The sequence below is a fragment of the uncultured Aquimarina sp. genome (genome assembly GCF_947496855.1).
Classification (GTDB): domain Bacteria; phylum Bacteroidota; class Bacteroidia; order Flavobacteriales; family Flavobacteriaceae; genus Aquimarina.
In genome coordinates, this window is the sequence record NZ_CANMED010000006.1 from 447,127 (window position 1) to 470,491 (window position 23,365).

16 protein-coding genes are annotated in these 23,365 nt (G+C 37.8%); all 16 read left to right on the forward strand.

Going from position 1 to position 23,365, the window contains the following annotated elements; all coding sequences use genetic code 11:
• Positions 1-9 precede the first annotated feature (9 nt).
• Complete coding sequence (locus Q0921_RS19395; protein ID WP_299259821.1) at positions 10-216, forward strand: hypothetical protein; 207 nt, start codon at positions 10-12, stop codon at positions 214-216.
• Complete coding sequence (locus Q0921_RS19400) at positions 206-622, forward strand: GPW/gp25 family protein (protein ID WP_299259823.1); 417 nt, start codon at positions 206-208, stop codon at positions 620-622. The genes Q0921_RS19395 and Q0921_RS19400 overlap by 11 nt, the downstream gene beginning before the upstream one ends.
• A gap of 54 nt (positions 623-676) precedes the next feature.
• Positions 677-1,090: a hypothetical protein gene (locus tag Q0921_RS19405; RefSeq protein ID WP_299259825.1), complete on the forward strand. Its 414-nt coding sequence runs from the start codon at positions 677-679 to the stop codon at positions 1,088-1,090.
• Between the two features lie 22 nt (positions 1,091-1,112).
• A complete protein-coding gene (locus Q0921_RS19410) occupies positions 1,113-5,312 on the forward strand; it encodes a baseplate J/gp47 family protein (RefSeq protein ID WP_299259827.1) in 4,200 nt (1,399 codons plus the stop codon).
• Between the two features lie 136 nt (positions 5,313-5,448).
• On the forward strand, positions 5,449-6,642 hold the full coding sequence (locus Q0921_RS19415; protein WP_299259829.1) for a hypothetical protein: 1,194 nt from the start codon (positions 5,449-5,451) through the stop codon (positions 6,640-6,642).
• 25 nt (positions 6,643-6,667) lie between these two features.
• Positions 6,668-9,133, forward strand: coding sequence for a hypothetical protein (locus Q0921_RS19420; protein WP_299259831.1), 2,466 nt, complete (start codon positions 6,668-6,670; stop codon positions 9,131-9,133).
• 12 nt (positions 9,134-9,145) lie between these two features.
• The gene (locus Q0921_RS19425; RefSeq protein ID WP_299259833.1) at positions 9,146-10,738 is read left to right on the forward strand and encodes a contractile injection system tape measure protein; all 1,593 of its coding nucleotides are present in this window, start codon (positions 9,146-9,148) and stop codon (positions 10,736-10,738) included.
• 340 nt (positions 10,739-11,078) lie between these two features.
• Entirely contained in the window at positions 11,079-12,482 is a 1,404-nt protein-coding gene (locus tag Q0921_RS19430; RefSeq protein ID WP_299259835.1) for an ATP-binding protein, read from the forward strand.
• A gap of 51 nt (positions 12,483-12,533) precedes the next feature.
• Positions 12,534-12,701 (forward strand): hypothetical protein, encoded by a 168-nt coding sequence (locus tag Q0921_RS19435; protein ID WP_299259837.1) that lies wholly within the window; start codon positions 12,534-12,536, stop codon positions 12,699-12,701.
• A gap of 86 nt (positions 12,702-12,787) precedes the next feature.
• On the forward strand, positions 12,788-14,170 hold the full coding sequence (locus Q0921_RS19440; RefSeq protein WP_299259839.1) for a DUF4157 domain-containing protein: 1,383 nt from the start codon (positions 12,788-12,790) through the stop codon (positions 14,168-14,170).
• Positions 14,171-14,391: 221 nt separating this feature from the next.
• Positions 14,392-15,810 carry a DUF4157 domain-containing protein gene (locus Q0921_RS19445; protein WP_299259841.1) on the forward strand — a complete coding sequence of 473 codons (1,419 nt, stop codon included), beginning with the start codon at positions 14,392-14,394 and terminating at the stop codon, positions 15,808-15,810.
• Between the two features lie 467 nt (positions 15,811-16,277).
• Complete coding sequence (locus Q0921_RS19450; RefSeq protein ID WP_299259843.1) at positions 16,278-17,942, forward strand: DUF4157 domain-containing protein; 1,665 nt, start codon at positions 16,278-16,280, stop codon at positions 17,940-17,942.
• A gap of 121 nt (positions 17,943-18,063) precedes the next feature.
• Positions 18,064-19,503, forward strand: coding sequence for a DUF4157 domain-containing protein (locus Q0921_RS19455; RefSeq protein ID WP_299259845.1), 1,440 nt, complete (start codon positions 18,064-18,066; stop codon positions 19,501-19,503).
• Between the two features lie 1,265 nt (positions 19,504-20,768).
• Positions 20,769-21,062 (forward strand): GIY-YIG nuclease family protein, encoded by a 294-nt coding sequence (locus Q0921_RS19460; protein WP_299259847.1) that lies wholly within the window; start codon positions 20,769-20,771, stop codon positions 21,060-21,062.
• Positions 21,063-21,428: 366 nt separating this feature from the next.
• Positions 21,429-22,133, forward strand: a complete 705-nt coding sequence (locus Q0921_RS19465) for a hypothetical protein (RefSeq protein WP_299259849.1) — start codon at positions 21,429-21,431, stop codon at positions 22,131-22,133.
• 450 nt (positions 22,134-22,583) lie between these two features.
• Positions 22,584-23,360, forward strand: a complete 777-nt coding sequence (locus tag Q0921_RS19470; RefSeq protein ID WP_299259851.1) for an N-acetylmuramoyl-L-alanine amidase — start codon at positions 22,584-22,586, stop codon at positions 23,358-23,360.
• The last annotated feature ends 5 nt before the right edge of the window (positions 23,361-23,365 follow it).

The window sequence follows — 23,365 nt, forward strand, 5'->3', positions numbered from 1 at the left end:
CAGCACAGTATGGATACGAATACAATACAACTCGAATTAACAATCACGGAAGCTAATGTGATACTTGCCGGACTTGGACAACAGCCCTATATCAAGGTAGCGGATTTAATTCAGAAAATACAACAACAAGGAGCTTCGCAATTAAAATCACACCAAGGGAATGGTCTGATAACAAATAATGAAACCTCTAAAATAGCAATAGCAGATGGACAATAAATTTTTAGGAAACGGTTGGGGATTCCCGCCAACTTTTACAGCAGGAGGCGCCGAGGTAGGATTGGTGGCAGGAGAAGAAGATATCAAACAAAGTCTTCAGATTTTATTATCTACTTCGCTGAATGAGCGGATGATGCATCCTGATTTTGGGTGTGATCTTACTCAGTTTTTGTTTGAGGAACTGGATCAGCGATTTGCTACCGAATTGAGCAATATGGTATCTCGAGCACTATTATTACATGAACCAAGAATTCAGGTAAATGCAGTAGACGTCGCAGACATAGATCCAGAAAAAGGCATGGTGCAGATCGCTGTGGATTATATAGTTAGAACAACTAACAATCGATTTAATCTGGTCTATCCATTTTATATCAATGAAGCTTCTGGAGTAGCATTTGGTCTGTAAGCTTAATTATGCAGTAGATTTTCGGTTTAATAACAAATAAAAATAAATAAGGCAATGGATATGATAATTATGGATGGCGATACAGTTGAGTTTTCTGCAATGGCACCAACTACCTTAATACCACCTATTCTCAAAACAGTGATAAAAGCCTCTGGTAAGACCACCATCAATGGCAAAAAAGTTTGTGTAGAAGGGGATGAAAAGAAAGTGGAAATAAGTTGCCCGTACGTAATGTCTCCTTTTATGGGTGGAGTTGGAACCGTAACGATCAAGCAATTAGGATCTGATCAATTAACAAAAAAAACTAAAAGTGGTAACAAAAGAGTCATTCTAAAGGGAAGCATCCTCCAAGCAGAGCTCACAGTAGATGTAAAGGGTAAAGACACTAATGGCCTAGAAGATCCAATAGCTACCTATCAGGTACAAGGAAAATTGATACCCGCAAATACAAAAATAAAGGCAGATTAAACTCAATAAAGTAGTAGAAACAATGACTCATATTCAAAATTCAGATAATATACTCCTTAGAGACGGAACCAGTCAGCAAGATCGCAATACAGATGCGATTCGTCCGGATTATGTAGCGATAGAAGACCGTAGTATCGAAGAACTAATTACCGAAGCCCAACGTATAGCAAAAGAGCTTCAGTTTTTTGACGAGCAAAACCGACCTACTACTACTTGGGAGTCTTTTTTAATTGACGATCCGCAACTATTTAATCAAAATTCTCCAGAAGGAAGAAGGATTCAACAAAAACGGTGGGCTGATCTACTAGCTGCATATGTAGAAAATCCAGAACGTTTTTATAATGATCCAGAAAAGAAAGCGAAACTATCCAAACCTCACGTCGCATTATTTATAACCTTCTTAACCTTATTAAATCATGTAAAATCCAAAATGAATGGACTTACGGCAAGGCATCTTGATTTTTATTTTAGGGAACGCCTCGGATTGACTACAAAAGAAGCCGTGCCGGATGTGGTCAATGTAGTATTAGCGTTAGAAGAGAATACGGAATACCTAGAAGTACATAAGGGAACTGTATTAGAGGCCGGAGAAGACGCTGCAGGCAATCAATTGCAGTACATCACCAATGAAGATACAGTAATTAGTAAGGCGCAAATCACACAACTGAAAAATGTTTTTGTAGAGAAAGAGTTTCTAACGATTCAAAATACGCATCAAGAACGCGGTAAAACGAAGGATGCAGCCTTTATCGACATGATAGAAATGGCATTGGGACATCCGAATCCTGGAGATGCACTTCCGGATTTCCCAGGAGATCAGATTACAGATGTTTTTGAGCTGAATGCAGCAGTAAAAAAAGGAAATGCAGCTGCGATTTCTTATGTAACCCAAGAGCTGTTTTTAGAAAAAGAGCGTTTTGATCTTATTTTTCTAAAACATCAAGAAGAAAAAGAAGGCATACTTACAGATTGGGAACCTGTATATGAGCACTTAGAACAGGCGTATAAGAAGAAAATCATACATCAAAGACAACAAAACCTTAAAGAACTACAGGATGTTGAAGGATTCGATGTAATGATGAGAAAAGTATATGGAAATCCAAATCCCGGAGATGCATTGCCCTTATATAATGGAGAAAAAGCCTTGTTAAATCAGGTATTCGAAGATATACAGACTGCAGATGAAACAGCAGAAAAAGCATTAGAATATGTAACAGGAGAACTGCAATTAGAGAAGCCTGATTTTATACATATCATGCAAACCCAGACAGACCCTGAGGCTCCTGAAGAAGACAAAGAGAAGGTATATCGCATTTTAGAATTTTCAGAACGTCAGATACGATCAGTGACCATACCCTCGCCTGGGATAGAGAAATTATCAGATATCTACGCCACTGCAGATGCCAAAGAATTTGTTTTTAGTCAATATGATGAAGAAGAAGAAAGTAAGCGATTTAAAACTTTTGGTAATAGACAATCTGGTATATCAGATCATTCCCTAAAACCATCTGAGATTGGTTTTGCTATCAGTTCTCCTACCTTATTGCTCCAAGAAGGTAAACGTACTATTGAAATACTATTGGATTTGGGACAAGATGACCGTACGATAGAAAGCTTACAGTCGATTTTTGATAAAAATGATCCTTTTCAGACGTATCTTAGTAGTAATGAGCAGTGGTTTACACCCGATAAAGTAAGCTATTCTTTAGGCGATTATGTAGGGGCAACTGCAGAAACTGCTTTAGCTATTATAGTAAATGGCACTACGATTACTAGTATCGATAATCAAAGCTTTGATATCACAGATGTAGGTAAATTTATCGTAGATACTAGCCAAAAAATATATAAAATCATAGGAATTAAAGATACTACGATACTAGAGGTTGAGGAAGTAGGATCGATTGATAAGAACCTCGATAAAGCACAAAAATATGCGTCAGATCAGGTATATCTAAATACCTTAAAAATAGAAATACAGCTTCAGGATAATGATCCGCAAGTTACCCCATTTGGATCAGAATCTTCTTCTTTTGTAGCATCAGAGTATCCAACCCTGGTATGTACACTGCATCATTTTTTAGAAGAAGGCAGAGAAGGAGAACGCTACCGAAGTAATTATGAACATGTAATAAACCTTGGATTAGAAAAAGCACATATTCGCGTAGATGTGCAGGGAATGCAACAAAGTATCTTACAGAACGATCAAAATACTATTGATACCAAAAAACCTTTTGAACCCTTTGGATTCGATCCAGAAATAGGAAGTAGTTTCTATATCGCGAATGAAGAAATAGCTCAGAAAAGAATAAAAGACTTACAGCTGGAGATGGAATGGATGCAACAGCCTAAGTCCTTCGCAGAATATTATAAGAATTACTGGTTAATACAGGCCAACCATACAGAAGAAGAGCTTGCACAACTTAGTGAAGAAGAGCTTTCTGAACTCATAGAACAACGATTGGCAATACATGCGGCAATTATTGAGGACGATAGTGATTTTAAAGCGGATATATTTTTTCATGATCGCAATGCAGAAGTGTTGCTATCCAATAGGATAGAAAATACTGAAGGTGATAAAATATCAGAAGGGTTCTCATTGTTTACAAAAGAAAGTGTTATTCCGATTACGGATATCCCTTCTAGAATGCAAGAAACAAGTCCAGATTATCAATACCAAGATCGTTTTGGTATTGATATGGATGAAGACGAGGTCGTATCCTGGGAGCGCTATTTTAGAGTAGAATTAACACCCGTAAATTTTCAGCATACCACATATAATACCTTGTTTACAAAGCAAGCATTATCCAAAAAAGAAGAAATAAAAAATCTACAAGTTAATTTGCCGTATCAGCCTAAGTTAAAAAAACTAGGGGTTTCATACACTGCTTGTGTGAATATAACGGCAAACACTCAGTCCGCAAAAAGTACGAATAGTATATTTCATATACATCCATTCGGGTATAATCTTTTGGCGCCAGGAAATGAGGCAAATCTAATACCCGTTTACACAGATGAAGGTTCGTTGTATCTGGGAGTCGATCAATTAAAAACCCCACAGATACTATCTATTTTGTTTCAGATGGCAGAAGGGAGTGCGGATCCAGATATTCAAAAACCTGAATTGCAGTGGAGTTATCTGCGAAATAATGAATGGGTGGAGATCACACCTTCAGGGATTTTAGAAGATACAACCAATGGATTGGTCAATACAGGAATTGTAAAAATAAAAATACCTGCAGATGCCACTACGGGTGGTACCTTAATGCCAAATGATTTACATTGGATTAAAATATGTGCTTTTAAAGATATCAATGGTATATCGGATACTATTGATATTAGAAGTCAGGTACTCAGTGCTACACTTTCTGGAGTAGGAGTAGATCCCACACATTTCGAAAATCCCTTACCTATTGATACCATTACAGAGGCGCTTAATCCGATTCCTGAGGTCGCTAAGATTACACAACCCTTTACCTCTAGCAAAGGAAAATCCGCCGAAAAAGGAAATGCGCTATACAAACGTGTTAGTGAACGGTTACGACATAAAAACAGAGCGCTTACCATGTGGGATTATGAACATTTAATATTGAATGAGTTTCCGCAGGTATACAAGACCAAGTGTCTTCCGGCAAACGATAGAACAGGAGGAGTAGATGTGATTGTAGTGCCCGATATCAAAGGAAAGTTACCTTTTGATCCCTTTGCACCAAAGGTAGCAGCCGATACGCTGTTTCAGATAGAAAAATACACGCAAATGCACGCACCTACCTATGCAGATATAGCAGTAACCAATCCTTTGTACCTGCAAGTATCTACAGAGTGTATCGTAAAATTTTATGAAGGATATGATGAAGGTTTTTATAAAAATAAATTGATAGAAGAGATCAAGAGATTTATGTCACCCTGGGCGTATGGTGAAGATAGAGATATACAGATCGGAGGATCGCTTCATGCCAGTGTGATCATCAATTTTATTGCAGAAAGACCCTATATCGATTATGTAGCCAATCTGAAATTATTTCAGAGTGAAGATGGCAAGACGTTTACTGATGTGCGGAGTCTACATAACGGACAATCCATAGTGATCCCCTCACAACCAGATATGATTATGGTCGCTGCCCAAATACACGAGATATATGTAGTTAATGAGGGTGTATTTGAAGAAGACAGTTTTGAAGGAATTAATTATATGGAAATCAATAAAGATTTTATCGTTCAATAAAAATTTGAAGATCAACAATACGTAATGATCAACATGATATTTTTTGTATCTGTCCCCTGAGCGGAGTCGAAGGGGAGATTATGTAAAAAACAAGGAATTACAAGTAGGAAAATAAAAGAAACAAAAATATAACACAATGGAAATCAATAAGAAAAACAGAACGGAGCTCAAAGAGTATTTTAAGATCAATGACAAACCTACACAAGAAGAGTTTGCTGATTTTATAGAAGCAGGATTAAATCAAGCAGAAGATGGCATCGCCAAAGTACAGGGCAATCCACTCTCGGTACAGTCAGAGGGAGAAACTGCAGGGACCCAGGAGGTACTGGATGTATATGAAAGCCTAACCGATGATAATCCGCAATGGTCTATCAATTTGAATCCTAGAGTAAATCCGGCAGAACCAACCAGCAATCAACCCGGATTTAACATCAAAGATGCTACCGGGCAAAGCCGCTTGTTTATCAAATCCAATGGAGGTAATGTAGGTGTAGGAACCTTAGAACCTGCATCTAAACTTACGGTAGAAAGTAAAAATACACCCTCGTTACTATCAGTCATTGATACGTCTAACGAACGTACTACCATTTTTGAAGTGTCCAAACAAGAAGATGCGAGTTTTTTTCAAACCAAACTAGGTATCGGTACCAATACGCCAGAAGCTCCATTATCCATAACAGGAACAGGAAAAGAAGCAAATCCTGATGAGGCAATGCATATTACCAATAGAAGTATTTTGTTTGGAGGGCCTAATGCTGGTAGATTTAGTAATTCTGCTAAAATTATTGCACATGATACTAATGTATTACGAATTTTAGGAATGACTTCGGATCAGGAAACATCATCAAGAAAAGTAGAGATTTTTGCAGAAGGTGGGATGAATATAAAAGGTCATGTCCATATCCCAGAACAATTCGTAGTGGCTTTTTCAGTTTCGCTACACGTCGATATGACAGGGGCTAAAAACCCGCTTGAATTTAGACAGACGAATTATAATATAGGAAACCATTTTAAAAGTAATGACCATTTAATAGCCCCAGTAAAAGGAATCTATCAATTCACCATGTGTATGCGGAATAATACAAGTGATGATGTAGGCTGGGTGTTACGATTAAATGATACTGGTTTTGTAAATGGAGGAGGATCTACCACAGACGAACCTCACGAACGTTCTATGTTGGTTGCCAATACGAAACTTCATATGAATTCCAGAACGGTAACTACTTTACTGCAAGCGGGAGATAAAGTGCACGTACAGCAACGTGGATCTGGCGGGAATGATAACTTTTCCTCGGGTTTTGAAGGCATCTTACTGCAAGCCCTAATGTAAAAAAGATTACAAAAATATATACTATATGACACCATCTATAACAATACCGAGAGAAGTTCCAAAAGATTCCGCATTGAGCTATGAATTTCTGCGTGCCGAGGGGATGCAACTGATACAACAAATGGCAGGAGATACCTGGACCGATCATAATATCCACGATCCCGGGATTACCATCCTGGAGCAAGTATGTTATGCCATTACGGATTTAGCCTATCGGATGGACTATGATATCCAGGATATTATAGGCAGCGATACCGCTAGTACCTATAAAAATCTCTACAGTCCTGCTACCATTTTAACCACAAATCCAGTAACGGTATTGGATATTCGCAAAGTAGCGATTGATGTAGAGGGCGTTAAAAATGTGTGGATAGAAAAAGTAACGCAAAAAGGATCTGTTGCGATTTCAGTAACCGATGGAGCAACTACTCCCAAAGGATTGTATCAGGTCTTTATAGAAAAGGATGGTTTATCCGACCTACAAGGGAGTAAAATTGTTGCAGCGGTACGAGAAAGATTGTATGCACACCGAACTATTTGTGAAGATTTTGCAGAAATAAAACTGTTAGATACACAAGGAATCCGTGTGCACGGGCTAATAGAAATCGCAGATACGGTAGATGATGTCAATGAAATGGTAGCAGGGATATTACATCGTATAAGCACTCATTTTTCGCCTCGTATTCCCTTCTATACCTTACAACAACAATTAGAAAAAGGAAAAAGAACCGATGAAATTTTTGAAGGCCCTCGATTGGATCATGGGTTTATAGAAGATCAGGACTTGATACACAATTACCGTAAAACAGAGCTACAAACTTCGGACGTGATCAAAGAAATTATGGATCAACCAGGCGTATTGGCTATTGATACCATCGCCCTGGCGACGGGAACGAATACGGTAAAAAATTGGATATTACCGCTAGACCCTTCTAAAACTCCTATTTTGGATATTGACGGCACCTTGGCGCAAGTATCCTTTACCTCCAAAGGACTTACCGTGGGGATAGATCCCGAAAGAATCAAAACGCTATACAATCAAAAAAGAGTAGAAAGTATTGCTATAGCTGTATCAAGCAAAGAGCTGGATATGATCCTGCCAGAAACTCAGGTACAGCAATTGGAAAAATATGATCCGATACAAAATCAATTTCCGGATAATTATGGTATTGGCGAAATCGGATTGCCAGATTCGGCTTCTCCCTTAAGAAAGGCGCAAGCAAAGCAATTGAGTGGGTATTTGCTCTTTTTTGAACAGACGTTGGCTAATTATTTTTCGCAATTAGCGCACTTTAAAAAACTAATGAGTTTTGATGGAGAAGATACCAAAACCTATTGGAACCAATCTTTGTTAGACTGTGTTCCCGGAATGTCTGAAGTGATCGGTAATACAGAAAGTTATGAAGCTTATCTAAGCGAAATGACGGCGGATGCTACTGCCGGGTTATTGCGAAAAAATAAATTTCAAAATCATTTGCTTGCCCGATTTGCAGAAAAATTCACAGGCTATGGTATGGTTTTAAAAGACCTGAACAACGATACTGTTGCGATGGATAAAAAATTGATCAGGGATAAAGCCCGATTTCTAAAAGAATATCCCGTGGTGAGTGCCTGTAAAGCTAAAGCCTTTGATACTACAAAAGAGGTGTGGGATACTCAGAATATTTCGGGATTAGAGAGACGCATTGCACTAAAAATAGGAATAGAAGACTATAGCCGAAGAAACCTAGGAGACGGCACTGCGGCAGGGATACACATGGTAGAACATATTTTGCTAAGACACAGAAAATCGTATCCGTATCCCTTTACTACAGCGTATACACCATTTACAATTGAGCGATTCGAAGTAGCGATTACCGAGGAATTTACGCGTTGTATTATTGGAGAACACAAACTATTAGCAGGAGAAGAAATAGAAATTACCGGAAATGATACCTATAATGGAACCTATACTGTCTTAGCGGTAGGAGATGATTTTTTTGAAATCAAGGCTCCTTTCCAGGAATCCGAATCAGGAGGAACCTGGGAGCGTACTCCCGATATTCGGTATTATCTGCAATCCGCTCCAATCGCTACTTTTGAAGTATCAGGAACCGAATCAAATCGTACATTTTGTAAGATAGGAAAGCATAGCCTACAACCTGGAGATCAGGTGGAGATTAGCCGAACCGTTAATTATAATGGAGTACATACCATCGTTTCGGTATCCGAAGAAGGGTTTGACATCGCAGTACCATTTGCAGAAGAAGACGAAGGGCGATGGATGTCAACAGAGGCTCCAAACGATCCTTATTCCCTTCAAGTAAGCTTTGCACTACCCGGATGGATAGAACGATATCAGGATGCCGATTTCAAAAAATTTATTGCGCTAACTATACGCGAAGAAACCCCTGCACATATTAAAACGAATATCCAATGGTTGGATCAAGAAGAAATGCAGCGATTCGATCACGCATACCGTCGTTTTCTCGAAGCTATTAAGATAGGGTAATTAAAAGTTAGTATGACACCACAAAAACATATCATCAATAGACAAATCTTGGAAATTCATTTGCCCACCTCTGCAGATACGTTTGCGATGCAGCAGGAGTTGAGTGCGCTATGTCGACAGCAATTGACCAAAGTGATGGATCGTGTGTTTAGTAATCATACGAGCGTTTTAGGAGATATACCTGTACAGATTGATCGTCTTACTTTGGATTTAGGGGAACTGACACTAGACAATTTTGAAACCGTTTTTGAAGAAAAATTACAAGAAGAGCTCACGGTATATCAGGAATCTGCAGCGGTAGCAAAACAAAGAGCATCGGGTAAAGAGGAAAAAACGCCACTTAGAGCCGTAGCGTATTATCTTAAAAATGGAATACTACCCTGGTGGGCAAAAGAAACTACCAAAACCTATGTACAGCAGCAATTGGAGCAATTGCTAGAAAAGCCAACGAACACTTTTATCACTTTACTGCAACAATTACGATGGAATACGCAGCACCTTAATCGATTGGTACATATCAGTACCGAGGCACAACTGCTTCAATCTCTTCAGTTGATTTCGTCTATTGCTATTAAAGAAATAACAACTACGCTCCAAAAATTTCAGCAGGGAGTTCAGGTAAAACATGGTTTCACAAAGCAGAAGATACAAGCTGCCTTTTGGAAAACGGCTTTTCAGAAAGTCACTACCACCAAAGTATATTCGTCTTTTGAACAAGAATGCCTACAGGAGACTATGGTAGCATTAGGAATCGCTGATAAAGGAGGTGATACAACCTCTCAAATGCGTTATGCTTATGAAATCAGAAGTATAGTAGCGGATTATAAAATGTGGCATACTACGAATACGGTGTGGCAAGAATTTTTTAGACAACTATCCACTATAGTAGACAATCCTTTTTTAGATCAGTTGCCTGCGCAGACCTTACAGGAATGTATACAATTGCTAAGAGATGTAGGGAAGACACAGGGCCAAGCGATAGATGCCAATCATGTATTAACACCCTTGGCAACCTATATCAACGGAGTACAAAAACAAGTACAGCAGATTGCATCAAAGCCGAAGTCGATCGTAGATCAGTTGCCAGCTACCTTTGAAGACACCGATTTTATATCCATACAAAACGCCGGATTGGTACTTTTCTGGCCATTTTTAGTACGCTTTTTTGAAAATTTGGGGCTGATCACCGATAAAACCTTTACTAATGCAACCGCTCGGCATACTGCTATTTGTGCATTGCAGTATCTGTGTGAAGGAGAGGATCAGGAACTGTTTGAAGGTGCACTACCCTTAAACAAATTGTTATGCGGTGTGGCTATAGAAGAGGTAATATCCCCAATTACACTATCAGAAGAGGAAAAGGAAATGGCAGAAGGATTGTTAAGCGCGGTGATAGGACAGGGCCCACATTGGAAGAACCTATCCATAGATGGATTTAGAACTTCCTATCTATGTCGCCCCGGATCTTTACGTACCAGAGATGGTCATTGGTTGTTACAGGTGCAACGAGAAACTCATGATATTACCTTAGAAAAATTGCCTTGGGGTTTTCATACCGTAAAGCTCCCCTGGATGACAGAAGTGTTGGTGGTAGAGTGGTTGTGAGGGGTTAGATGTTAGTATTGAGTATTGAGTATTGAGTATTGAGTATTGAGTATTGAGATGTGCGCGAGTTTTTGAGTGGGTGAGTTTTAGAAATATGGATTGCGAGGGCTGAGGTTCTCGAAGCCCGATTTAGCAAGAGTATTAAGATGTGTATGATGAGGTTTCAGGGATGAGGTATTAGGTTTTAGAGCCTGTACTAAACTTGATTCAGTAATGGGATTAGCAAATAACTATTGCCATCCCCACCCCTTCCCCGAGGGAAGGGAGTAATAAAACGGGAGTGTGTCGTTCATACTTAAAAACTGATTAAATGAAGCAATAAAATAAAGTAAACAACACTATGGAAAAACAATTATATATCATTGAAAACGAACCTATGAGGAACTCTATAGATAAAAACAGCAATGTTACTAACGCTGCCGTACTAACTGCAGAACTTTCCTGGCTAAGTCTCGTGTTGCAAACCCGTTTAGAACTTCATTTTAAGCAAGAAACACCATATACATCCATTGAGGAATTAGTGCCACCAAATATAGTAGATAAGGAAGGCTCTTATGCCCGTTTTATCCAACAATACAAACTCAACTTTGCAGAACGACTGCTATTGATTCTGGCATTGGTTCCTCATATAAAACCAGAAGTTCTAGACATATTATTGACCAAAAACAAGGACTATGATCGCCGATATAGTGAATTTGGTGGACTATTGCTAGAAGGGCATCTGGGCTTGATCCCAACGGCAGAAACAGCTATGTTCTTGCTAGCAGGAGATGACCTTAACAAACGTTTACAATACCATCCATTGATCACGCAGGATTTTGTACCCATACGACAAGGGATGATCAATGTATCCCGAACCAAAGGGAATAGTCCATTACTAAGTAGTATCTGGATGATCGCGAATGAATATGTAGCCAATGTATTAACGGGTACACCCTATCAAGCAAGATATAGCCCTGATTTTCCTGCACAACAGTTGCATACTAAGTTATCGTGGCAAGATCTTATCGTCTCTAGATCCACGGCCCGTAGCTTGCAGGAAATCAGGGATTGGGTGACGCATGGACAAACCGTATTAGAAGCGTTAGCATTGGGCAAGCGACTAAAACCGGGCTATAAAAGCTTGTTCTTTGGTCCTCCCGGAACTGGTAAAAGTATGGCTGCTGCCTTACTAGGCAAAAGCACCGGCAAGCAAGTATATAAAATTGATCTGAGTATGACCGTCTCTAAATACATAGGCGAAACCGAAAAAAACCTGGCGAAGGTTTTTGATCAAGCCCAGCAACACGATTGGATTTTATTTTTTGATGAGGCAGACTCCCTATTTGGGCAGCGTACCCAAGTGAGTAGTGCCAATGATCGCTATGGAAATCAGGAGATTGGGTATTTATTGCAGCGAATCGAAGATTTCCCAGGAGTTGTGATTTTGGCATCCAATCTTAAGGATAATATAGACGATGCCTTTACCCGAAGATTTCAATCCATGATCGAGTTTACGATGCCAGGAGCCGATGAACGATATCAATTATGGAAACAATCTTTTGCTGAGAAATTACCACTGGATACAGCAGCAGATCTATGGCATATAGCCGAGAATTATAGCATCTCTGGCGGATTAATGATGAATGTAGTGCGTAAATGCACACTGCAAGCAGTAACTGGTAAGGAAAAAATCATCACCCAGCAAAGTCTGGAAACCGCCATACGACAGGAGTTACAAAAAGAAGGGGTGATTTTGAGTTAAAAAAACTCCGTCTGGTCGAGGTTGGCTTGCCGTCAATGAACGTCTGGTCGAGTGGTTTTTCGAAATGATAATGGAGAAAAATTGTATCGAGACCCAATAGAAGTAGCTGCTATAAATGCATCTCGATACACCACTCCTATCGTCGTGGCACTCGATGAGACGTATCGTATAAATAGATCACGCTCGTCTGGTCGAGTGATTTATGGAATGATAATGTAATAAAATCGTATCGAGACCTAATTATAGTAATAGGTTTTTATAAAACAAGATATGAAGATTAGTATTAGGTTATAAAACAAAAAACTATGAAAGCACAAACAGATAAAACACAAGAATTGCAGAACTCGATTACCCCGAGAGTTGCTAGTGAAGCTAGTAACGGAGGTACGGCTCAATTAAAAGATAACCGTACCTCTTCTATGGATCAACGTATGCTAAAGGATAGCATGAATTCAACATCTAATAGTAATTATAATCCCATCCAACGAAAAATTTATCCTGAGCGTAGTCGAAGGAACAATACAGGCCTACCCGATACCCTAAAATCCGGTATCGAAAATCTATCCGGGTATAGTATGGATGATGTAAACGTACATTATAATTCTAGCAAACCAGCACAACTACAAGCCCATGCCTATGCACAAGGAACCGATATTCATCTGGCACCAGGACAAGAAAAACACTTACCTCACGAAGCTTGGCATGTCGTACAACAAAAACAGGATAGGGTAAAACCAACTAGGCAGTTAAAAAGTAACCCTTCGGCTTCGCTCAGGACAGGCGTGAATATTAATGATGATGTCGGTTTGGAAAAAGAGGCGGATGTAATGGGGGCGAAAGCTTTGCAAATGAAAAGATCACCGAAAGAAAAAAGAAGTGGTAAGATAGTAGGTAAGGTAGTTCAGCGCAAGGAAAGTAGAGCTTATCAAACGGTGAAACCTATGATTAATTTTGTTAAGAATATCTTTTATAACCTAACAAGTAACCCTAGTTTGGCTAGTATATTATATCATAAAGCAAGGAGTCTGAATATAGGTTTACGGGAGTTAGAAGTTAGACTAAATCATCCAGGTACTACTTTGGGAAGTAAAGTGCCAGATGCACCAAATCTATCAGGAAGGAATTTTTATGATGGTCTAATAGGAGATGGAGAGGAAAAACTTAGAGGGTCTTGTGGACAAACATCAAATCTCATAAAAGACTTAACATTTAAAGGAAATGATATCGAAGAATTTGATGGAGCAGAAAATGTTTGTAGGGCAATACTTGAGGCAAGTGATAATACTTTCATTCGTGTCCAAATAGGATGCCATAGTTTTATCGTAGAGAAACGAAAAAATAAATGCAGAGTTTATCAGAGCTATATGGGATTTGATGCTTTAGCTGATACTATTCCTTTAGATAAAGCAATTTCAACCCGAGAGTTTGTAAATAGATTATGGAATATAATTAATAATCCAGAAAGTGAATTAACTGAACAAATGTTTCATGGTGAGGTTGATCCTACAAGAGGTAATGTTAAGTGTGAAGTTCCTCAGGAAAGAAACAATAAACAAGAAATAAGTGATCTTTTAGATAATACATTGTCAGAATATGAGGAAGATTGGGATTTTATAAAAGATAGTGATTTAGCTATTAAGGATATTTATTTCGATATGGAAAATATACCTGCGGATGATAGATGGTAAGTTTAATAATTATTTTAAAAGTAGTATAAACCCGATAGCGCCCTCGCTCCCCCGCTCCCGCTAGTTTGTAACTAGTGCGTCAACAGTGAGAAAAAATAGTTTAAATCCATGCTCTGCGAAGTTTGCAACTTCGTAGCGTTTGCAGTGAGAGAGTATGTATAGTGAAAGAATGTGTCGAGTGCTGTGAAGTCAAAGACGTTTGCAAAACAGTTTATAAAATTATGAAAACACAAATAGATAAAACCCAAGAACAACAAGCAGACACTTTGCAGAGAGTAGAAGAAGAGTCTAGTAAAAGTGGTGAAGCTACTATTGCCGACAACCGACCAGCTAAAGCTGTACAACGCAAGTTGAGATCCACGATGGATAATACGGATTCTAATACCTCACCAATCCAACGAAAAAATAACACCGGTCTACCCGATAAACTAAAATCCGGTATAGAAAACCTCTCGGGCTACAGTATGGATGATGTAAAAGTGCATTACAATTCTAGTAAGCCTGCACAATTACAAGCTCATGCCTATGCCCAAGGCACAAATATCCATTTGGCACCCGGACAAGAAAAACATTTACCACATGAAGCTTGGCACGTAGTACAGCAAAAACAGGGACGTGTAAAACCTACCAAACAGCTAAAAAGTAAAATTAATATTAATGATGATGCTGGATTAGAGAAAGAAGCAGATATAATGGGAGCCAAGGCTCTAGAAGGCAGAAGTAATTCTTCATTTACTAAAAGGAATAAAGAAGCATTACATCTGAGTAACAGCATTCAAAGAAAACCTGAAATCAAGCCTAATGAGTTAAATGTAATAGGAGAAATACATCCTGAAAATGAAGTAAATAATGTGAAAGGAACACCATATGCAAAAAAGGAAGGTTATGCAGAAGAGATTCGACATTATGAAGAGCTATTGGCTGCAGATTTAACACGTGGTAATTACTGGATAGAAAATGCATTTATGACGAATGAAGATGTACAGGCAGATCCAAGATTTTATCTTTTTTGGGATCACTTTATTGCAGTTAAAGTAAAAATTAAATACACAGAAGAAAAGAATGAAGATGATATTACAGAAACGAATTTAAGTTCTTTTTTACAGGTATTAACTAAGAGTGTAATCGCATCAACACATAAAATCACAGACAATAAAATTACGAATAAAGACTTTAAATGGGTAGAAGTTGAGGATGTTAATGTTCTTGGAGATTTTGAAAGTGCAGAAGCAGCAGTTATTAAATTAGATAATTTTTTAAAAAATATTCATAGATCAAAATACTTAGTAACAAAAAAAGATCTTATGGAATATGAGTCAATTAAAAAAGAATTTTTTGAAGTAGAAATTAATGAAGAGCGAACAAAACAATTAAACTTCAGAAAAATTAGATCTAAGTATATGCATTTAGCTGCACAACAAAGAAGTAAAACAAGAGGGATTTGGAAAATAGGAGATTCTCATGTGAATGATATTAGAGACATCGTAGATGAAAAAGATCTAAAGTATAACCTATTAAGTTTAAAACAGTTTTTACCGATAAGGAAAAAATGGTATATAGAATATACACAAAAAAAGAATAACCTTAGCAAAATTAGTAAAGAAAATGTCAAAGACATTAATATAGATGAAGACATATAATATGGTAATATAAATCATTAAGGCAAACGTTTGACCAAATTTATCACGAAGTTGTAAAAACAATTCATAGGGTTTTTAGCAGAAATAGAATCTAGATTTTCAGAAGATTCATCAGCAAAACCCCGGCTCCCGCTAGTTTGTAACTAGTGGCGGTAACAGTAAGAAGAAAAAAGTTCAGATTAATACCTATTGAATCCTGCTCGGCGAAGTTTGCAACTTCGTAGCGTCAACAGTGAGCGGTAATAATGAGAAGGCCCTGATGTCTCGGATTTACAATCCGTTCAGAATATAATTGACATGTAATGGAATTAAAATGAGTTAAGTACGATGAAAGCCCCGCTACCGCTAGTTTGTAACTAGTGGCGTCAACAGTGAGAAGAAGAGTGTTCCGATAGTCAACTGATAGCGCGGATTTGCAATCCGTGCTGCTAATGCCTGTAGATCTAAACTAATATGAATTAAGAACAATGAAAGCACCACAAGAAAATACCCAAGAACCACAAAAAGATACGGTACAACGTGTACAACAAGAATCTAGTACCGGTGGCGAAGCTACAATTGCCGACAATCGACCTGCTATAGCTGTTCAACGTAAGCTAAGATCTGGTATTGGTGGTACTGAAGATACCACTAACCCCATACAACTAAAAAATAGTACAGGCCTCCCAGACAATCTAAAATCAGGGATAGAAAACCTATCCGGCTACAGTATGGATGATGTAAAAGTACATTACAACTCCAGCAAACCAGCACAACTGCAAGCGCATGCGTATGCACAAGGTACCGATATTCATCTGGCATCGGGGCAAGAAAAACACTTACCACACGAAGCTTGGCATGTAGTACAGCAAAAACAAGGTAGAGTTATGCCAACCATGCAGTTTAAGGGAAAAGTGAATGTTAACGATGATGCTGGGTTGGAGAGAGAGGCAGATGTGATGGGTGAAAAGGCAATATGTCCTAGTAGTGTAAAAAATATTGAAAAAAATATAAGCAATACAGTAGCCAATAGATCGACAACACTACAGTTAAAACGATACGTATTAAGAGACACAGATGAATTAAATATCATAAAGTTCGTAAATAATTTGCAAAGGTTAAAACACAAGCCAGAATATCAACAAATAAAAGATGGTAAAGTTATAAATGACACAATTCCTTATGAGCATATTGTTGATGGCCAACATTATATGGTTGTGGATGCTTTTGATTGTTATCTTACAGGTAAAAAGGCAGATAATATATATGTTGCAGCTTTCTTAAAAAAGTTATCTAGACTTTTAAATATTGTATACGGTGTAAACGTGCATGGAAGGATAATTACCAAAAATAAGTTTAATAGAGCGCAAGCTTCTAATAAAATTATTGAAGGCGGTTATACTGCAGGAGATGGTGAGAATAGGTTAAAAAAAAGGGTAAAGATTACCAATACAAATCCTGGAGGCACTCGTTTTAATACCAAGGGGATAGCACTTGAAGACGCTGATACGTCCACTGTAGTGAGTCCATATGGGTCTATGCTAAGACAATTTATAGCACAAGCTATTACCACGAAGGATCATTCGAAAACAGATATTGAAGCTACAACAGAAGCCGAAGACTATTTTCCAAATCTGTATAAAGAGTGGATAGAATCAGGCACGGATGTACCAGATATTGTGAATGTGTCTGCTGGAACTGAATTTTATAAATTAATGGGCCCAGGTAAAAGTTATATAGATTCATGGTCAGCATATTACTTAGACACCGAAACTTATGATAAAGTGAAATCAAACGGCGGTTTTATGGATTTACTTGGTTTACCTAGCTTTAGCTATGAGGCCGTTTATGCCGTCTATAAAATTAAAGCCCTAGTAGATACCAGAGTGTATAGTTCCGAAATTGCACCTACAATATCAAAGGCAGGACGCCGACGTAAATCTGGTGTAAATATTTACTCAAATAATGGAGGTCTTACTCAGGTACTGATTGTAAATTCTAGGGATACCGATGTATGGGATAAAATATCCACACCTTTCGAAATACTTGATCCTTATGAACAAGCAGTGCAATCTTTAATGGAAACAAAAACGGAAACAAGACGAATGATGGACATTAATAACCGAGAAAATGATCTACTGTTAACGGATTAGAAAAGAACTTTTAATTAAGAGAATTGCATTTTGCCGCCTCAATGGTAGAAATTACTTTTTTATGGCCAAGTAAGTAATCCATGATTTTAAGCGCTATTATTTTTAATTATACATAAAAGTAATGAAAACACCACAAGAAAACACCCAAGAATCCCAAAAAGAAACCATACAACGCGTACAACAAGAATCCAGTACAGGTGGCGAAGCTACGATTACCGACAACCGTCCAGCTAGAGCTGTACAACGAAAGTTAAGATCAGGAATGGATAGTGCTGAAAATACAAAAGCATCTATCCAACGGAAAAATAACACAGGCTTACCCGATACCCTAAAATCAGGTATCGAAAACCTATCTGGTTACGCAATGGATGATGTAAAAGTACACTATAACTCTAGCAAATCGGCACAACTACAAGCACATGCTTATGCGCAAGGTACTGATATTCATTTAGCATCTGGGCAAGAAAAGCACTTGCCTCATGAGGCTTGGCATGTGGTACAGCAAAAGCAAGGTCGGGTAAAACCAACGATGCAGTTAAAAAGTAAAGTGAGTATTAATGATGATGCTGGATTAGAGAAAGAAGCAGACATCATGGGGAACAAGGCTTTGAAAGTAACAAACAAACCTACGACATCTATACATTATAAGCATATTTCTCCAGAAAACCACGATAACATTGCACAGTTAAAACCTTTGGATACAAAAATCAATAAAAAGAAGCTTAATATTGTAGGAGAAACTCATACTGATTATAACTCTGAAAATAAAAAAAGGGATCTAGAGAAGAAGTATTCAACAAAAAAATTTGGATCTAAATTACAATCTTATTGGGTAGAAAACGAAATAGAGCATAAAAAGGATATAGATACAGACGATATTTTTTATGGAGATTCTGCAGCACTGAGGTATTTAGATGGGTTGTGTCATTTACTCGTTATCATCGGCGGATATCACGAAGCTACAAATGAAAAGGATCAAAAAGAACTTTCCGATGGGATAAGGAATAAGGTAGAGCGTCTTCAAATTACCGAAAATAAAGTGAGAAACTATGAAACTGACCAAAGTTTTAGAGATGTAAATTTACCTAATTTAAAAAACGATTTGAGTCAGAAGTATGGATTTGAAGGGCTGTTTAAGAATATTCGCAATAAACAAGGCCTAGCTTTTCAGTATACGCTTAACAAAATAAAACCAGAAATAGAAGCATTGGTAAGTAAGTACTATCAAGGGGATAGCACCGCTATCACAGCAAAAAACCTGTATGAAAACCGTGAGACTTATCAAGATGAGCCATATTCGTTTAGTATAAGAAGGGGAAAACATATGCAAAGATTTGCAGATAATTATGGAAAGCAATTCAAAGGGATATGGAAAGTGGGAAATGCACATATAAAACAAATTAGTGACTATGAAGACTCTTTAGGAGGATTTGAGAGAACAGAATACACGCTAATGGATAAAGCAACCTTTGGCGGATTGATCAATTATAATAATATGGGCCCCTTCGGCAAATTATTTCATAATTTGAAAGGCACTGTTAAAAACAAATCTGATGTGTAATATAAATTGTAGTTGTTATTATCTTTTCTCTAAATTTTATAAGTTCATTTTGCCGAAAAGGGCAAAATAAGCGTTTGCAAAAGTGAGAAAAAGAATATACACATTAAGAAATGCGATTATTACAGATAATAGAGATTCTATCATATATCAATGAAAATTAAAATGAGCGCTGTATACTATTTCAAAAGATATTTCTCAACTAATTCAACTAAAAGTAAAGCGTAAAGAAATTGATAAAAAAAATAGGAAAGAACGAGAATGGAAGGATGAAAAATTAGCGAATGACGACTTTTTTTGGACAGAAATAAAAGCAGGGAATGAGAGTGATAAACCGATAAATATGAGAAAACATCTGCTCTGAGAAGTTAAATGTTTACCTAAGGCAGATAGGTATTAGAAGAGCAGGATCCACCTCGCGAAAACATAAGGAGCCTACACGAAGATAGTTGCTTAAGTCGCGAAGCGTACTTTACCCTTCGCCGAGAGAAGTTGGGGGGTCGCGAGGATATTGATATCAAACGCTAACAATAAGAATAGGTGTGTGAAGGGTCTGCGTTCTCTTACTGACTCTTAGGATTCACATTACCTTGTTCTGGCGAAGGCAATATCTTATCAGCATCAATAGTGAGAAGGTAAAAATACCTATGTCTAATATCTGAAAGTCAAAGATGTTCGTAAGCAGTATCCAAAATTCAGACCTGTCAGGTTTTTAAAACCTGACAGGTTTATAGTATACGTCATGCTGTTGCTTGTACATGGAAGCAAATCCAAATCAGTATGTAATTCTACCCCATCTAACTATAGCAATCACCCCTATCACAAGCAGCTCGAAGGATTAAAACAATACTTCGAACGATTACTTTACTAATTCGAAGTGTTAAACTAAGGGTTGTGATCCCTCAAACAAGTACTTAGAAGAGGTATTTTGATACCTATTCGGGGTTTTTAATGCTTCGATGGCTTACCATAAGGGGTTCCAAGCCTTATATAACCGCTTCGAAGTATTGTTGTAATCCTTCGGAATAGTTCTTCAACCCTTCGAAACAGTGAGCAAAGAGTCTCGATAGCTCTGCTGAGCTTGTCGAAGCACATTCCTAAATCCTTTCCTGCTGTCAAGGCTTTATGAACACTCGACCAGACGGGCGCGGGCGAGCATGTTTTAATTTTTCTCTACGTCTGATCGAGTGTTTTTATCATAAGCGATAGCGGTTGATAAAAATGTATCGAGATCCAATAATTCTCTATTTTTTCTATATTCATAGATTATGAACTTATCTTATGTATATATTCTAAAATGTTCGGATGGTTCCTACTATACAGGAGTTAGTTCTGATCTCGAAAAAAGAATGTTTCAACATCATTCGGGGTATTACCAGGATTGTTACACCTATAAAAGAAGACCTTTGGAGTTGGTATTTACTTGGGAGTTTACTCATGTTTCTATAGCTATAGACGCTGAAAAGCAGATCAAAAAGTGGTCTAGGGCAAAAAAGGAAGCATTGATTCGAGGAGAATATGATTTGCTTCCTGAGCTTGCTAAAAAGAAATTTCGTGATTAAAAGCGGTCTCGATACAATTTTTATTCCGTTACACTTCATAAAAAACACTCGACCAGACGTGTGTATATTATATTTATACGATACGTCACATCGAGTGCCGTGACTAAAGGAACGGTGTATCGAGATGTATAAGAGATGCAATTGTAGTAGAAATGATACCCTTCGACTCCGTGGTCTCTGAGCTTTGCCGAAGGGCTCAGGGTTCAATATCCGTGGGCTGTACTTCGATAAACTCAGCATCCGCGTAGTCGAAGCGCACATATGTACTTCGATAAACTTGTCGCAAAATTCCCTCGATTTGACGGTTTTGTAATAGCCTTAAGGATTTTCTCTATCTACATTTGAAGTATTATAAATAAAGAAATTATGGAAGATAAAAAATCAATGTATTCGCTTAGAAAAACAATAGGGATCCTTGGGTTAGCACTGCCGATACTACTATTAGTAACACATCAGGAATTACTCTCTAGTATGAGTCATTATTATTATACATCAGGTGGGGTATTTTTTATTTTAATCCTTTCGGCCTTTGGCTTGTTTCTTATAAATTATAGAGGATACCCAAAACAAGAAGGAGAGTTGATGAGTGATCGTTTGATCACTACTATTGCCGGAATATGTATTCTTGTTACTGCATTGATTCCTACCAAATCAGAAAACCCATTAGGAACTTTATTTTTTACAGATGCTCCTTATCTATTTGGTCACGCATCTAATGGACTTCTGGGAGCAATTCACTTGCTAAGCGCGGCTTCATTTTTCTTTTTGCTAGGGTATATGAGTTTTTTCAAATTTGTTTTAAATCACGATGCATCTTCTTCTAGAAACAGATTGTTCCGTAGGAGTGGTATGATCGTTTGGGCATCTGTAGGTGCGTTGGTATTGATTTTTGTTTTGGAAGCAATGCTAGGGATAAATTTTGACACCATATTTCCTGCCTACACCTTTTGGTTAGAGTGGGTAGCGTTATATGCATTTGCAGTAGCCTGGCTAGTAAAAGGTAGAATTCATAAAGATTTTGAAAATATGATGAAGACCTTTAATCAAGAAAAAAGTATAGAGAAGCGTTAGGATATTGTACTTTGAAAGTCCCAGTATGACAGCTCACCTTTCGAGAGACCTCAGGGTTCGAAAAATGCGGACTGAGGCATTGGAAAAATGCGGGCTGAGGCTCTCGAAACCCAACAGATTTTCGACAGGCTTAGAGGGATAATCCAAAAAATTTAATGGAACTAAATCGTATAAAATTGAGCGTTTTTGTTACAGTTTTACTCCCTCTCCTTCGAAACGACATCGCGGGATAGCGATAGGCGAGCTGAAGCGTTGGAAAAAAAGGTGAGGATATTTTTTATAAATGATAAAGTAGTTATTGCAAAACTCAGACCTGTCAGGTTTTTAAAACCTGACAGGTCTAGGTCATTAGTTTGTCGCAAAATTCCCTTTATTTGACGGTTTTGGGATAGTCTAGTCATACGACTGTCGGTACCTTTGAAATCATTATAATCACAAATTAAATAAGGTATGAAGGCAACTAGTATAGCAAATCACGAGAATACTTTTTTTGAAACAGGAAGAGACTCGGACGGAAAAGAATTTGTATTAACTCCTAATACGGTTCCAATTAAAGGAACTAACGAGTCCATGCCTTATATAAGTTGTAGGCAAAAAAATGGAGATACTTCATTTTATGAGGAAGAGAAAAACACAAAAACACAGATTGTACTGCATTATACAGCTGGCTATTTAAAAGGAGATGTGGCGGCTTTGTCTAAACCTAATTATCGGGTATCAGTACCTTTTATCATTGCCAGAAATGGTACTATTCTTAATATGTGGTCTTCTGCCTATTGGGCATATCACTTAGGTTCTGGAGCCGTAGGAGGAAACACTAATGGTGCTAAGAGAACTATAGCGATAGAAATGTCTAATATTGGATTTCTGAAAAGAATTGGAGACCAATTAGTTACCGTTTATAGTGATACGGACGTATACTGCCATATGAATGAAACTCGATTTTATACCAAGTTAGACATACCGTATCGAGGCGAACAATACTATGCTAGATATACGATCAGACAATATAAAAGTTTGGCTTTATTACTTCGATATTTAACCGCAGAATATAATATACCTGCAGCATTTTTGCCAGAGGATAAACGATATGATATCGTGGCAGAAAATGAGTTAGTCAATTTTAAAGGGATTACATCTCACGTAAATTATCGATCTTCTGGAAAATGGGATATAGGGACGGCATTTGATTGGAATAAGTTAGAGAATGACTTACAGAGATCATAAAATAC

Bases quoted from the DNA above. Each gene is read 5' to 3' on its own strand.
- Q0921_RS19425 (WP_299259833.1), top strand. From the start codon at position 9,146: ATGACACCACAAAAACATATCATCAATAGACAAATCTTGGAAATTCAT.
- Q0921_RS19470 (WP_299259851.1), top strand. From the start codon at position 22,584: ATGAAGGCAACTAGTATAGCAAATCACGAGAATACTTTTTTTGAAACA.
- Q0921_RS19415 (WP_299259829.1), top strand. From the start codon at position 5,449: ATGGAAATCAATAAGAAAAACAGAACGGAGCTCAAAGAGTATTTTAAG.
- Q0921_RS19445 (WP_299259841.1), top strand. From the start codon at position 14,392: ATGAAAACACAAATAGATAAAACCCAAGAACAACAAGCAGACACTTTG.
- Q0921_RS19395 (WP_299259821.1), top strand. From the start codon at position 10: ATGGATACGAATACAATACAACTCGAATTAACAATCACGGAAGCTAAT.
- Q0921_RS19410 (WP_299259827.1), top strand. From the start codon at position 1,113: ATGACTCATATTCAAAATTCAGATAATATACTCCTTAGAGACGGAACC.
- Q0921_RS19405 (WP_299259825.1), top strand. From the start codon at position 677: ATGGATATGATAATTATGGATGGCGATACAGTTGAGTTTTCTGCAATG.
- Q0921_RS19440 (WP_299259839.1), top strand. From the start codon at position 12,788: ATGAAAGCACAAACAGATAAAACACAAGAATTGCAGAACTCGATTACC.
- Q0921_RS19430 (WP_299259835.1), top strand. From the start codon at position 11,079: ATGGAAAAACAATTATATATCATTGAAAACGAACCTATGAGGAACTCT.
- Q0921_RS19400 (WP_299259823.1), top strand. From the start codon at position 206: ATGGACAATAAATTTTTAGGAAACGGTTGGGGATTCCCGCCAACTTTT.
- Q0921_RS19420 (WP_299259831.1), top strand. From the start codon at position 6,668: ATGACACCATCTATAACAATACCGAGAGAAGTTCCAAAAGATTCCGCA.
- Q0921_RS19465 (WP_299259849.1), top strand. From the start codon at position 21,429: ATGGAAGATAAAAAATCAATGTATTCGCTTAGAAAAACAATAGGGATC.
- Q0921_RS19455 (WP_299259845.1), top strand. From the start codon at position 18,064: ATGAAAACACCACAAGAAAACACCCAAGAATCCCAAAAAGAAACCATA.
- Q0921_RS19460 (WP_299259847.1), top strand. From the start codon at position 20,769: ATGAACTTATCTTATGTATATATTCTAAAATGTTCGGATGGTTCCTAC.
- Q0921_RS19450 (WP_299259843.1), top strand. From the start codon at position 16,278: ATGAAAGCACCACAAGAAAATACCCAAGAACCACAAAAAGATACGGTA.